This is a genomic window from Streptococcus mitis (genome assembly GCF_946190325.1).
GTDB classification, from domain to species: Bacteria; Bacillota; Bacilli; order Lactobacillales; family Streptococcaceae; genus Streptococcus; species Streptococcus mitis_CF.
Window position 1 is genome coordinate 1 of the sequence record NZ_CAMHZR010000006.1, and the last position, 14,188, is coordinate 14,188.

Here is a 14,188-nt window from a genome sequence, read left to right on the forward strand (position 1 = left end):
GCCAATGGACCTGTATATTCAGGAGCTTCTTCAGTTACTGCAGCCTCAACGCCATTAACTCCACCTGTAAATTCTGGTTTTTCTACTGTTGGTGCTGGTTCTTCTCCCACTGTTGCCAATGGACCTGTATATTCAGGAGCTTCTTCAGTTACTGCAGCCTCAACGCCATTAACTCCACCTGTAAATTCTGGAACTTCATTTGTTGCAGCTTCGCTTCCATTTACACCATGAGTAATTTTAGAACCAACTACTGAAACAGGCAAATTATGCATACTTTCGATAGCTCCTTCTGCTAAGCCTGTAACTTTTTGACCAATATCCTCAGGATCTACTGTAAACAATAGAGTCTTTGTGTCATACTGCGTCATAAACGTAGCCGTCTTACCATTTGCAAGCTGTAATGTTGGTGCTTGATTGACCAATACTTCTGAATCAAATTCCATAGCAATAATGCCTTGCCCCATATGAACTGCATGTGTAACTTTTGCTTCGGTTGGAGAAACCATATCCTTGCTTAAGAAATCCCAATTAAATTTCTTATAAGACAAGGTATATTCGTTTTGGTTGTTATCTGCATGCTCATAAAGCAATCCATATTCGCCATTCCCGAGATCTTGAATAGAATTGTAGGCAAACTTACCACTTTGAATAGGATTATGCTTAAGCCAAGTCAGCTCTCCATTTTCTTCGACACGGGCTAAGTGTACCAAACCGTTGAAACGTCCTGGTCCACCTGCATTACTAAGAACAATATACTCTTTTCCATCATGCATCGTATGAATAGCAGCCAATTGAACATAAACATCCTTGACATCCGCATAACGTTTTATATCATTTTCCCAAGTTACTCCACCATCTTTACTAGTAGCAACTTGAAGGTCCCCTGTCAAGCCACGCATGAAGAGCTTGAGATCTCCATTATTTAACTGTACAACAGAGGACTCGGTATTTTGAGCATAATAATTACTCATGGTACTGGAGTCAATCACAGTGCCATCAGTCAGCGTACGATGGTCATTCACACCACCTCCCATATGCCAAGTCTTACCATGGTCATCTGAGTAGATAACCCGAGATGATTGAGAACCGTTTAAGTGGTTGGTCTGATTAGTTGTATAAGTAGGTACAATGATTCGACCTTTATGAGGTCCGGTATGAAGAGTAATTCCTGTTCCAGGCCCAACCCCTAAGAATTTCATCCAATCAGCTTTTACCATTGGGGTAATATCTTGAGGTGCTGACCAAGTCTTACCATCATCATCACTGTAAGACATCCATAGATAAGAATCCTTAGCAACTCTAAATGGAGACGTTTTATTGCTTGTGAAATAAATATTTCCTAATAGTTGATTCCCTTGATACAAATCACCCTTATCGCTATAAGCTGGTTTAACTGGGTTTACAACAACACGATAATCGGTTGCTTTCCCATCTGGAGTATAAACTGTGCCATTTTCGCGTATTGTATAGGAACCTTCTTCGCCTTCTTTGTAGAGAATTTGGTAAGTTTTGCCATCGATTTGTTTATAGGCTTCTTCTCTTTGTGCAGCCATTCCAAAGATTCCTTTCCCTTCTGGGAACATATCATAGATAGAAAAAATTCGTTTTGTTTCAGGATCTTGAACCAAAACCATATCGATGTTCACTGGTGAACCGATTGATGGATCAGAGGCTTTTGGATTGTCTCGTAAATTTGTAATCGTTACTCGGTCGCTCCATGTCTTCCCCTTATCCTCACTTCGTCTAACGACCATGCCGATATCACCCCAGTCACTTGAATGAAGACGGCGTTCATCTGCACCAGCAATCAGAGTGCCTTTATCTGTCTTAAGAAGAGCAGGAATACGATAACTCTTGATGCCATCTTTATTTGGTTGGTTATGCATACCACTTTCAAAGACATCTTGTTTTTCAGTAACTTTAGCTCCCTCAGGTAGCTTTTGCTCCAAATCAGATCTTTCAAATAATTGGCTACGTTTTTGAACTTCAGCAGGAGTCAGTACTCGGTCATAGACACTTAAATTACGAACCTGTAGATTTGCTCCCCAAACTGAATTTCCTGCCCGATTTGTTGCACCAAGTTGAGCATGTGTAATATCTGACATATCCTTGATAAATTTACCAGACTTCACGCTAGTACGCGATAAAACACCGTTTACATAAAGTCTAACTTTTCCTTCTGGATTGTCTGCATTTGGTCTTTCCACAGTAAAGGTAACCGAATTCCACTGCCCAGGCTTAATTTTCAATGGAGCATCCGTATATTTATCATAAAATTGTGCTCCATTAGCATCACGCCCCTCTATTAAGGCTGTATTATTGAGAATAGCCATTGTGAAGTACTCATCTTTTTTCTTATCACTAGACACTGAAAATAGATTATAAAATGCTGGAGCTTTTGCATCTGGCTTAAATTCCATATGAATAGTCGCATTTTGAAGCTTCTTCAATGTATCTAATTCACTGGCTAAGTCTACACGCTGACCATTTTTCGAATTTGTTTCAATATCTTCTTTTTCCACTACTGGAGTTGCATTTTCGATGTTTCTAGCATAATAATCTCGAGGAATAACTCCCTCTTCTTCTTTATCTTGGTCCTTGTTACTGGCTTCTGTAGTTGTAGAATCTGTTTCTGGTTTATCAGCAGGAGCTGGTGTGTTTTCAGCTGCAGGGGTATTTGTTGGAGTGGTTGTCTCTGCTTCAGTAGTCTCATTTTTCTTCAACTTATCTTGATCAACTTCCACACCATTGTCTTTCGCTGTTGCCAATTTTCCAGCTAATTCACTATCTAAATTTGCAAGACTTCCTGAAGAAGCTTCTTTTGGTAATTCTGATAAACCTTGATTATTATTTTCAGCTGCAGTTACAGTTGAGTTTCCTTGTTCATTTGCCAATACAGGATTTACTCCAAACACCACAGCACCAATGGTTACAGATGCTACACCCACTGCAAATTTACGAATGCCATATCTTTGTTTTCTATCAAAATTCTTCTGATTCATCTTTCTACCTTTCAATTTCACAAAAAATAAAGCGCTTTCTTTTTGCTTTAAAATTTTTACTCCCCATCATAGGAAAACACAAGAAAGCAATTAATGGACGAGAGTTGCTCTCCTTCTCTCTTTCAACATTTAGCTAGCTGCAATCCAAACAGTAGCTCTCTCACTCCTTTCCTAGACACTTTTTCTTTATTATACAATAAAGTCATAGGTTTATCTCGAGCTTGCCATAGAATAGATTTTACTTTCAGTGATATTTTAATATTTTAATATTTTTAAAAGTACTTTCAACATTTATAACAAATAGAGAGCTACTGGGCTCTCTCATTCATCACTTTATATACTTAAAAAGAATCTCACTACCACAGAGCCAATTGTAGACTTGATCATTGACAAATACATTCATGGCTTCGTGGGCATACTCAGGCATGATGCGATAGGCTTTATCGCAGGTCAAACGGTTGTAAATCGCAAACTGGGTAATAGGATAGCAAACATCGTCGTCCAAGCCCGTTATCATCTTAACCTCACCCTTTATACGATGGGCAAGATTTTTCACATCGATATAGGCAAGGGTCGACATGATTTCCTCCTCAGTTTCGTGGAAGGGGTCGTGAAACTTGAAATAACGGAAAAGTTCGTCATAGGCTTCACTTGTATTACCAATCTCAAGCACTCGTCTGAAGTCTGACAAGAAGGGATAGATGGCAACTGTTTTCTGAATCCGAGGATTGAGTGCTGCTGCAACTAGGGCTAAAGCCCCTCCTTGCGAAGCACCATAGCTAGAAAGTCTCTTCTCATCAACTTGAGGTAGACTAGCAATGATTTCAACCAACTGGTAAATATCCAGATAAACATCCTTATAAAAGAGCTGGTCTCGTCCTTCCACTGCGCCCCGGATAATGTGCCCTTTCACAGTATTGCCCAGAGGTGAGCGTAAACCATCTTGAGAATAACCTGATTGACCACGCACATCCATAGACACAACACCATAACCAGCTACAGTAAAGGCCAACATGTCAGTCCAATCCCAACCACGACCCATATAGCCATGGAAATGGAAAATCACAGGAACTTTTTCTTCACTCTTTGGAATGACTAGACGTGCATAAACTTGACCTTCATTGCTACCTTTAAAAGTTAACTCATAGCACTTGACTTGGGGAATGTGGAAATCTCTCTCCTCCAACTGGTAGGCTGGAAGTGTTGAAACTTTTTTCACTTCCTCATCCCAAAAAGCATCAAAGTCTTCTGGAACCTCATCCCGTCCTCTATAAATCTTGATTTCTTCTAACAAAGCTGGATTTTTCATAACATGCTCCTTCATTTTTGTAATCGCTACCACAACTGTAGCATATTTAGAAAAGCAATGCAAGAAAGAAGGATAAATAGAAAGTGAATTTGAATTCCTCTCCTTATTTCCTAACGCTTAAAAGTGGTTTTTAGCAAGAAAAAAGAGCTCTTAAGCTCTTTTTAGTCTATTCACAATTTAATTTTTATCTTCTTTCTTTTGATAAGTGGTTTGGTAATTTACTTTAATCGTTACGGTCATGTGAGAGTCCTCGTTTCTTTTTGATGACTCTAGTATAAAGGTTAAACCTAAAAGCTAGCTTAAGTTTTCCTTAGAGAAAGCTTAATCTAGATGTTCTTTCTTTTCCAAATGAAGGACAATCATGCGCCATTCTGGATCCTCTTTCCAACCTTCCATAGAACTAATATAGCTGGCAACCTTTCTAGCCTCTTCTAAAATCGGAAAATCTTCGATAATATCAGCCACTTGGAATTCTGGAAGGCCTGACTGTCTGGTTCCAAAAATCTCACCTGAACCACGCATTTTCAAATCTTCCTCCGCAAGGACAAATCCATTGGTGGTTTCTGTCATGATGCGCATGCGATCTTTTCCAGAATCCGTCTTGGGATTGGAAACGAGAACTGCATAGGACTGCTTGTCCCCCCGACCGACACGACCTCTGAGCTGGTGAAGCTGGCTGAGCCCGAAGCGATCGGCATCCATGATAATCATGACGGTCGCATTGGGAACATTGACCCCGACCTCGATAACCGTCGTCGAAACCAGAATATCCGTTTTTCTCTCTTTGAACTCCTGCATAATCTGGTCTTTTTCATCACTCTTCATCTTACCATGTAAAAGAGCCACCTCTGCCTTACCTGCAAAATGAGACGTCAACTCTTCTGATAAGGCAATGGCATTTTTCAGATCCAGAGCTTCTGATTCTTCAATCAAGGGAGAGATGACATAGGCTTGGGAACCTTTTTGAATTTCCCCCTCTAACCAAGTCAAGACCTGATGTAGTTGCTCATGCTTGATCCAGCGTGTCACAATAGGCTTCCGCCCTGCTGGCATCTGGTCGATAATGGAAACATCCATATCGCCAAAGGCTGTGATAGCCAGCGTCCGTGGAATAGGAGTCGCTGTCATCATGAGAACATCTGGATTGTCGCCTTTTTCCCTTAGAATACGCCTTTGCCCCACACCAAAACGGTGCTGCTCATCGATAATAATCAAACCAAGGCGATCATAATCCACTCCATCTTGTATCAAAGCATGAGTTCCGATAATAAAGTCGGCCTCACCCTTGGCAATGGTCTCCAAGACTTCTCTTTTTTCTGCAGCTTTTAAGGAACCTGTTAAGAGAGCCAGTTTCAAGTCTGGGAAGAGACTCTTCAAACTCTCAAAGTGTTGCTCTGCTAAGATTTCTGTTGGCACCATGAGGGCTGATTGGTAGCCAGCTGTCACCGCCGCAAACATGGCCAAACCAGCGACTACTGTTTTCCCACTCCCCACATCCCCTTGTAGGAGACGATTCATGTGGTGGTCGGACTTCATATCAGTTAAAATTTCCTGCAAACTCTTTTCCTGAGCTTGGGTCAGGGCAAATGGCAGACTTTCTTTAACAGCTGACACTTTTTCCTGAGACCAGTCCAGAACCAGACCGCTTCCCTGAACTCTATTTTCAGATTTGAGCGTTTGCAATTGCATTTGGAAATAAAAGAGTTCCTCAAACTTGATACGGCGAAGGGCCTGCTTGTATTCTCCCAAATCCTTTGGAAAATGCATAGCTCGGACTGCCTGACAACGGGACATGAGTTTGTATTTGTCCAGCAAGGACTGGGGCAGATTTTCCTCTATCAAGAGGTCCAGGCCCTGATCAAAGGCCGTTTTGATGACCTTGACCAGACTGGCTTGACTGATTCCCTGAGTCAGACGATAGACAGGCTGGAGGTCATCTTCCACCTGAGCCAGGACCTTCATCCCAGTCAGACTAGCCTTGGCACGGTCCCATTTTCCAAAGACGGCAAGAGTTGCTCCTAACTCTATCTTATCAGCCAGATAGGGCTGGTTAAAGAAATTCACCGCAAAAACAACTTCTCCCTGCTTGAGACTAAAACGCAGTCGATTGCGCTTGAAACCATAATACTGAACACTAGCAGGAGTCACGACTTGACCAGACAAAACCGCCTTTTCTCCGTCTTCCAGCTCCAGCACCTGCTTGGTTTTAAAGTCTTCGTAACGGAAAGGAAAGTAGAGCAAGAGGTCTTGCAAGTTTTCAATTCCTAGTTTGGCGTATTTTTCTGCTGACTTTGGTCCCACACCAGGTAAGACATGCAAGGGTTGATGTAGATTCATGCTCCACTCCTTTCTTTTCTAATAATATTCTCTCGGAATGCGGTCGCTGAGAAGACAAACCACCTCATAGTTAATAGTCCCACGGTAGGTCGCTACCTGAGTAGCTGTAATTTCCTTGTCCCCGTTAGAACCAATCAAGGTTACCTTTGTTCCTAAGGGATAAAGCTTAGGCAGACGAATGGTGATTTGGTCCATCGAAACCCGCCCAACGATTGGGCAAGCTTGCCCATCTACCAAGACAGCGAAATTTTGCATATCTCGTGTCCAACCATCCGCATAGCCGATTGGCACCGTCGCTATGACTTGCTCGCTATCCGCCTGATAAGTTGCTCCATAGCCCATGCAAGCTCCAGCTGAAACTGTCTTGACATGAACCAGAGCAGATTCCAAGGTCAAGGCTGGTTTCAAGTCATAAGGTAAGTCCAAAACCTCTCCGCTAGGATTAAGACCATACATGGCATCCCCCATACGGACCGCATTGAAAATAGTCTCTGCATGCCAAAGAGTCGTTGCCGAATTGCTGGCATGTATCAGCTCTGGAAGACCTTTCATACCGGCTAAAATAGTTTTAAACCGTTCTAACTGGGTATTAAAGTAGTCATCTGATTTCTCGTCTGCAGTAGCAAAGTGGGTAAAAATCCCTTCAACACGAGCACCATGTTGTTGGAGCAAGTCTTGAGCCTGCTCAGCCTCATGAGCCTCTCGAAAACCAATCCGTCCCATTCCTGAATCAATCTTGAGGTGGACTGTTAATCCAGTTAAGTCCGCTTCCTTATCTAAGAGTGCTTGAATCCACTCCAGTCCAGCTACAGTCAAGGTGATGTCATATTCTTTAGCTAGAGCAACAACTTCGATTTCAGAAACTCCTAAAATAAGGATTCGCTTGCTGAGTCCAGCCTGTCTGAGTTCAATAGCTTCATCGATATTGGAAACGCAAAAGCCATCAACATCATCTTGAATAGTCGTGGCAACGGCAACAGCTCCATGACCATAGGCATTAGCCTTGACTACTGCAAATTTGAGTGTTCCTTCAGGGATATGAGCCCCCATTTGCTGAATATTTTGTCGAATAGCTCCCAGATGAATCAGAGCCTTGGTTGGTCTATGCGGACTAGCTTTCATGATTTTCCTCCAAAATGACACTGGCTGTCACAAACTGATCTGTATGGCTGATAGACAGCCAAATCTTTCCTGAAAATGGTGACTGACTAAAATAAGGCGCCCCGCGTTCATTATTCAAGACTTCTAAATCTTGAAAACCGAGCTTGCCAATACCAGTTCCCATAGCCTTGGAAAAGGCCTCCTTAGCCGACCAGCGACCAGCCAAATATTCAATCTGCCTGCGCCCTTTGAGACTGGTGAAGCGCTCCATTTCCTTAGCGGTCAGCACGCGCTTAGCAAAGCCTTCATGTCGTTTAACTGCGCTTTCTATCGAAGCTAATTCTTCTATGTCAATTCCGTGTCCAACTATCATTCTCATCAAAAGGAGTTGAGATTCCCCAACTCCATCCTTTTCACTTATTTTGTCAAGGTAGCGTAAATCTCTTCTACCAAGGCCTCTGTATTCTCCCAACCTAGGCAAGGATCGGTAATAGAGCAACCAAAGACCTCTGGTTGGTTTTGACGACCATCTGCTAGGTAAGATTCAATCATAAAGCCTCGAACCGTCTTTTTGATTTTCTCGTTCCAATCACGATTTTGCAAGGTCTGGCGAACAATTCGAATCTGCTCCATATATTGCTTGCCTGAGTTATCATGGTTAGTGTCAATGAGGATAAAGGGATTTTCAAGTCCCATGGCTTCATAGCGTTCAATGGCATTTAGCAAGGTTTCATAGTAAAAGTTAGGCTCATTTTTCCCATACTCATTGACTGCACCACGAAGGATGACGTGAGCCAAGGGATTTCCTGAAGTCTCAACTTCTTGCCCATGGAAAAGGAAGGTCTGTTTATTTTGAGCGGCATAGATGCCATTAAACATAACACCAAGATTTCCAGAGGTTGGATTTTTCATTCCGACTGGTGCATCAATTCCTGAAGCCACAAAGCGGTGCTCTTGGTCTTCCACAGAACGAGCCCCAACAGCATGGTAGCTGACCAAATCATCTACCAATACCAGATTTGACGGATAAAGCATCTCATCTGCCGTTGTCAAACCAGTCTCTGTAATCACACGATAGTGCAACTGGCGCACAGCCTGCAAGCCATTGATCAGACTTGGAGCCTTAGAAGTATCCGGTTGGTGAACCAAACCCTTATAGCCATCTCCGTTGGTACGAGGTTTAGCTGTATAAACACGCATAACCATGAAAATCTTGTCCGCCACCTTCTTTTGCAAGGCGGATAAACGGCGGGCATATTCCAAGACAGCCTCTTCATTATCAGAAGAGCACGGACCAATCACCAAAAGGATCCGGTCATCTTCTCCTGAAATGATGTCTGCCAATTCTCTATCACGGCGCTCCTTTAGTCGCAAGGCTTCCGCAGACAATTGGGTTTCTGCCTTGATTGCTTCAATATCGATTTCTTGACCTTTTTCAATAAATGCCATCTTATTCTCCTAGCGTTTGGTAGATTTCTCTGACAAGGGCTTCCGTATTCTCCCAGCCCAGGCAAGGGTCCGTGATAGACTTGCCAAATACTTCCGGTTCGTTCTGACGGCCGTCTTCTAGATAAGACTCAATCATAAAGCCACGAACGTACTGCTTGATTTTTTCATTCCAATCACGGTTAATCAAGGTCTGGCGGACAATTCGAATCTGATCCATATATTGCTTACCAGAATTGTCATGATTGGTGTCCACAATGATAAAAGGATTTTCCAAGCCCATTTTCTCATATTGAGCAATAGTATCCATCAAATTATCATAGTAGTAGTTAGGAATATTCTTACCATATTCATTGATTGCTCCACGAAGAATGGCGTGCGAAAGCGGGTTCCCAGTTGTTTCCACTTCTTTTCCTAGGAAAAGGAAACTTTGTTTGTTTTGAGCAGCATAAATCCCATTAAACATAACATTGAGATTTCCAGATGTCGGATTTTTAAAACCAGTTGCGAAATCTGCCCCACTTGCCACAAAGCGGTGTTGCTGGTCTTCAACCGAACGGGCACCAACCGCCATGTAAGAAATCAAATCATCTACTAGCGGAAGATTTTCAGGATAAAGCATTTCATCAGCTGTCGTCATACCTGTTTCTGTGATGACACGATAGTGGAGATGGCGAACGGCTTTGATTCCGTTGATGAGGCTTGGCGCTTCCGTCGCGTTAGGCTGGTGAATCAAGCCCTTATAGCCATCTCCGTTGGTACGAGGTTTGGCAGTATAAACACGCATAACCATAAAGATACGGTCTGCCACTTCTTCTTGTAGAGTTGCCAAACGCTTAGCGTACTCAAGGACAGCTTCTTCATTGTCAGATGAGCATGGCCCAATTACCAAGAGAATTCGCTGGTCTTCTCCACGTATAATAGCCTCTAGCTCTTGATCGCGTTGTGATTTCCTCTCTAAAGCTTGGCCTTCTAGTTTTGATAAGGCACGAACTTCTTCAATATTAATTTTAGGACTTTTTGCTGTAAATACCATAACTCATCTCCTTATAAAGCAAACGGATACCAAGTAAAAATTTACTTTTCACAAGGTATCCGCCTCTAAACTATCTCATTTTATTGTCTTTTACCGTGACAGTTTTTAAACTTCTTACCAGAACCACATGGGCAAAGTTCATTCCGTCCAATCTGACTCAAATCCAAATCTTCTGGGATATTTGCTTGGTGGGCAGCGATATTGCGAGTCGCTGTTGTACTGATATGGTGTTCTGCTTGTGGTCTTTCTTGTTCATGAATTTGTGCTTTCATCATCAAACGTGTCACATCAAACTCAATCGAACCAATCATGTCATTAAACATACGGAAACCTTCTGCCTGATACTCAACAACAGGGTTGTTCTGAGCATAGCCACGAAGTCCAACCGCGTTACGCAATTGATCAAGAGCGTCGATATGATCTGTCCACTTGTTATCCACCACTCGTAGAATCAAAACTTTTTGGAATTCTTTAACTGCTTCTTCATCTCGTAGTTTTGAAACTTGACTGTCGTAAACCTTCAAGGCACGTTGGAAGAGCTCTTCCTTGATAGCCTTATCAGACAAGCCTGACAAGTCTTCCATCGTAATAGAATCTTCTGGAAGCAAGTTGTACTTAGCAAAGTTCAAAATCGCTTCTAGTTTTTCATCTTGTTTAGCACGCGCATGACCATCAACGACACGACCAATCGTGCGTTTGATCATTGAATGAATTTCAGGCGCCAAGTCACGGTCTGCAGTGATAACATCGTAACGTTGAGCGTAGATAATTTCACGTTGTTCACGCATGACATCATCGTATTGAAGGACTTGTTTACGGGTATCGTAGTTATTTCCTTCGACACGTTTTTGAGCCGCTTCAACCTGACGTGTCAACATACGAGACTCAATGGCCTCTTCAGACATGTTGAGACGTTCAAAGATTCCCTTCAAGCGTTCAGAACCAAAACGTTTCATCAAATCATCTTCAAGAGATAGGTAGAATTGTGACTCACCTGGGTCTCCTTGACGACCTGAACGTCCACGAAGCTGGTTATCGATACGACGGCTTTCATGACGCTCTGTACCAATAACACAAAGTCCACCCAATTCGCGAACTCCTTCACCAAGCTTGATGTCAGTACCACGACCGGCCATGTTAGTCGCAATGGTAACAGCACCACGTTGACCAGCATTCATGATGATTTGGGCTTCTTTATAGTGGTTTTTGGCATTCAAGACCTCGTGAGGAACGCCAGCTGCGACTAATTTCTTAGAAATATAGTCACTGGTTTCAACCGCTACTGTACCAACCAAGACTGGTTGACCTTTTTGGTAACGAGCCTTAACATCTTCGACAACCGCCTTAAACTTAGCCTCGATACTTGCATAAAGAAGGTCTGAGTGGTCAATACGTTGAACAGGACGGTTGGTTGGGATTGGAATAACACGAATGTTGTAAATTTCACGGAATTCTTCTTCCTCAGTCTTACCTGTACCCGTCATACCAGACAATTTCTTGTACATACGGAAAAGGTTTTGGTAAGTGATTGAGGCAGATGTCTTAGTTTCATCCTGAATTGGCACACCTTCTTTGGCTTCAATGGCTTGGTGCAATCCATCAGAATAACGACGACCTTCCATGGTACGACCTGTAAATTGGTCAACGATCAAGATTTCTTGTTCTTCGCTCACCACATAATCAATATCGAGAAGCATGATATAGTTAGCACGAAGGGCGTTATCGATAAAGTGAGTCAGAGCTACGTTTTCGATGTCATAGAGATTGTCAAGTTTGAAATAGCTTTCAGCCTTGTCAATCCCTGAATCAGACAAACCAATAGTTTTAGACTGTACATCGATGATGTAGTCGTCTTTGTCCAAAGATTTTACATAGTGGTCTGCCATGTGGTAGAGCTGACTGGTTTCAACTGCATTAGCACCTGATACGATCAAAGGTGTACGGGCCTCATCAATCAAGATTGAGTCAACCTCATCGACCAAGGCATAGTTAAGCGGACGTTGTACCATGTTTTCAGCACGAACGACCATGTTATCACGAAGGTAGTCAAATCCGATTTCTGAGTTGGTTGAGTAAGTAATATCACACTCATAGGCTTCTTTTTTCTCCATTGGAGATTTGGCAGCCAAGTTAATTCCTACTGACAAGCCAAGCCATGAGTACAATTCACCCATCTCAGTCGCGTCACGCTCTGATAGGTATTCATTGACCGTAACTACGTGAACCCCTTTACCTGAAAGGGCGTTGAGGTATACGGGCATGGTCGCAGTCAAGGTTTTCCCTTCCCCTGTACGCATCTCTGGCACGTCACCATGGTGAAGAACGATTCCCCCCATGACCTGAACCTTATATGGGAAGAGACCTAGGACACGTTTGGCACCCTCACGGACAACCGCAAATGCTTCATAAAGCAATGAATCCAGTGATTCTCCATTTTGATAACGTTCTTTAAATTCAACTGTTTTTGCTTTTAGTTGGTCGTCAGTCAAAGCAGCCATTTGGTCTTCGTATTTGAAAACCTTGTCAGCCATCTTTTCCAGACGACGGATTTCTCCTTTATCATTTTCGATAATTGTTTTTAAAATATTAGCCATGTTTTTCCTTACTTTAAATTCCGAATATTTTAGAATGTTCTTTTAATTTTAGCACAATTACTGATTATTTTCAAGGAAGAATCCCCATTTTGAAAAGGAAAAAGAGGCTAGTTTCCAAGCTAACCTCTCTGATTTTTATGATACTTTAATTGCCAAAAATCGGCAAAATAGCGAATAGGATAAATAGATTTATCCAAAAGGAAAGACAACAGATAAGTCCAAAAACAAAGAGACTGACTTTCTTGGACAGCAAGGCCATCAAAATCGACAGAATTCCAAAAACTAGTAAAACTTTCTGCATGATTAAGAGATTGATAGATATTCCCAGAACTGGTTTATCCCAAGGAACAAAGAAGAAAGCCAGCCAGATCAGCAGAACTAAACCAATATAGACCTTAGAATAGCGTGTAATAAATGATTTTAGACGTTCCATAAGCAACCTCCTACAAATAGAAAGTAATATAATAATCAATGAAAATCAAAGAGCAAACTAGGAAACTAGCCGCAGGCTGTACTTGAGTACGGCAAGGCGATGTTGACGTGGTTTGAATTTGATTTTCGAAGAGTATAAATCAATACCTTCCACCTTTAGACTTCCCTAGCTCCTGTCTCAAGCGAAACATGTTTTTGAAAAAGATATAATCTAACCAGTCACTCCCTAGAGATATGACTATCAAAAGCAACCCAACACCCCAAGTACTAGCATCTGATACATAATTTAGAACAAAAGGGAAAAATAAGAATGAAAAAATTGTCATATCCAAGCTAAACAGAGCTAAAAGGGAAATATAAATCCAGTAGAAATAGTAGATAATGGGGAAAAACTTACTGTTTCTATCAGCATTATCTATCCAATAAAAAAAGTAAAAGCAGGGAAATAAGAGTATCAAATGAAACCAATTAAACGACAGTTTCATCATCGACACCTCCTCTTTAAAATTGTTTTCTTTAGTTTCATTCTATTAAATGTTCTTACCAATATAAATCAATGCTTTCCACCTTTAGACTTCCCCAGTTCCCGTCTCAAGCGAAGCATTTTTTTGAAAAAGATATAGGTTAACCAAGAACTGGAAAAAGCAATAAGTAGTAATAATAGCCAAATGCCCCAAGACTTGATGTCTGCCACATTTCTCAATAGGATATTGAAAAATAGGACTGAAAAAACTGTCCAAGCAAGGCTAAAAAGAGCATAGAGGGTGATGTAAATCCAGTAAAAATAGTAAAAAATTGGGAAAAATTTACTATCTCTGTTGGCCTTTTCAATCCAGCTGAAAAAGTAAAAACAGGGTAATAAGATTAACAATTTAAACAAATGTTCCATCATCAACACCTCTTTTTGGTAGCGCTTTCTTTAACTTCATTT

At 41.7% G+C, this 14,188-nt stretch carries 11 protein-coding genes; all 11 read right to left on the bottom strand.

Annotation, left to right across the window (positions count from 1 at the left end; all coding sequences use genetic code 11):
- A partial coding sequence (locus N8M95_RS07330; protein WP_261116923.1) for an SIALI-17 repeat-containing surface protein occupies window positions 1–3,002 on the bottom strand: 3,002 nt, incomplete at its 3' end.
- Between the two features lie 328 nt (window positions 3,003–3,330).
- The gene (locus N8M95_RS07335; RefSeq protein ID WP_261116924.1) at window positions 3,331–4,311 is read right to left on the bottom strand and encodes an acetylxylan esterase; all 981 of its coding nucleotides are present in this window, start codon (window positions 4,309–4,311) and stop codon (window positions 3,331–3,333) included.
- Between the two features lie 321 nt (window positions 4,312–4,632).
- On the bottom strand, window positions 4,633–6,648 hold the full coding sequence (recG, locus tag N8M95_RS07340; protein ID WP_261116925.1) for an ATP-dependent DNA helicase RecG: 2,016 nt from the start codon (window positions 6,646–6,648) through the stop codon (window positions 4,633–4,635).
- A gap of 18 nt (window positions 6,649–6,666) precedes the next feature.
- The gene (gene alr, locus N8M95_RS07345) at window positions 6,667–7,770 is read right to left on the bottom strand and encodes an alanine racemase (protein WP_000648064.1); all 1,104 of its coding nucleotides are present in this window, start codon (window positions 7,768–7,770) and stop codon (window positions 6,667–6,669) included.
- Window positions 7,760–8,122, bottom strand: a complete 363-nt coding sequence (gene acpS / locus N8M95_RS07350) for a holo-ACP synthase (RefSeq protein ID WP_261116953.1) — start codon at window positions 8,120–8,122, stop codon at window positions 7,760–7,762. The genes alr and acpS overlap by 11 nt, the downstream gene beginning before the upstream one ends.
- Window positions 8,123–8,166: 44 nt before the next feature.
- Entirely contained in the window at window positions 8,167–9,198 is a 1,032-nt protein-coding gene (locus N8M95_RS07355) for a 3-deoxy-7-phosphoheptulonate synthase (protein WP_000864041.1), read from the bottom strand.
- A 1-nt stretch (window position 9,199) separates the two neighbouring features.
- The gene (locus N8M95_RS07360; RefSeq protein ID WP_084930262.1) at window positions 9,200–10,231 is read right to left on the bottom strand and encodes a 3-deoxy-7-phosphoheptulonate synthase; all 1,032 of its coding nucleotides are present in this window, start codon (window positions 10,229–10,231) and stop codon (window positions 9,200–9,202) included.
- An 80-nt stretch (window positions 10,232–10,311) separates the two neighbouring features.
- Window positions 10,312–12,825 (bottom strand): preprotein translocase subunit SecA, encoded by a 2,514-nt coding sequence (gene secA, locus N8M95_RS07365; protein ID WP_078238162.1) that lies wholly within the window; start codon window positions 12,823–12,825, stop codon window positions 10,312–10,314.
- 145 nt (window positions 12,826–12,970) lie between these two features.
- Entirely contained in the window at window positions 12,971–13,258 is a 288-nt protein-coding gene (locus N8M95_RS07370; protein ID WP_049551076.1) for a membrane protein, read from the bottom strand.
- 139 nt (window positions 13,259–13,397) lie between these two features.
- Entirely contained in the window at window positions 13,398–13,745 is a 348-nt protein-coding gene (locus N8M95_RS07375) for a hypothetical protein (RefSeq protein WP_261116927.1), read from the bottom strand.
- A gap of 65 nt (window positions 13,746–13,810) precedes the next feature.
- The gene (locus N8M95_RS07380) at window positions 13,811–14,146 is read right to left on the bottom strand and encodes a hypothetical protein (protein ID WP_004238753.1); all 336 of its coding nucleotides are present in this window, start codon (window positions 14,144–14,146) and stop codon (window positions 13,811–13,813) included.
- Between the last annotated feature and the right edge of the window lie 42 nt (window positions 14,147–14,188).

Coding starts and splice junctions, on each gene's coding strand:
- N8M95_RS07335 (WP_261116924.1), bottom strand. CDS start 4,311: ATGAAAAATCCAGCTTTGTTAGAAGAAATCAAGATTTATAGAGGACGG.
- recG (WP_261116925.1), bottom strand. CDS start 6,648: ATGAATCTACATCAACCCTTGCATGTCTTACCTGGTGTGGGACCAAAG.
- alr (WP_000648064.1), bottom strand. CDS start 7,770: ATGAAAGCTAGTCCGCATAGACCAACCAAGGCTCTGATTCATCTGGGA.
- acpS (WP_261116953.1), bottom strand. CDS start 8,122: ATGATAGTTGGACACGGAATTGACATAGAAGAATTAGCTTCGATAGAA.
- N8M95_RS07355 (WP_000864041.1), bottom strand. CDS start 9,198: ATGGCATTTATTGAAAAAGGTCAAGAAATCGATATTGAAGCAATCAAG.
- N8M95_RS07360 (WP_084930262.1), bottom strand. CDS start 10,231: ATGGTATTTACAGCAAAAAGTCCTAAAATTAATATTGAAGAAGTTCGT.
- secA (WP_078238162.1), bottom strand. CDS start 12,825: ATGGCTAATATTTTAAAAACAATTATCGAAAATGATAAAGGAGAAATC.
- N8M95_RS07370 (WP_049551076.1), bottom strand. CDS start 13,258: ATGGAACGTCTAAAATCATTTATTACACGCTATTCTAAGGTCTATATT.
- N8M95_RS07375 (WP_261116927.1), bottom strand. CDS start 13,745: ATGATGAAACTGTCGTTTAATTGGTTTCATTTGATACTCTTATTTCCC.
- N8M95_RS07380 (WP_004238753.1), bottom strand. CDS start 14,146: ATGGAACATTTGTTTAAATTGTTAATCTTATTACCCTGTTTTTACTTT.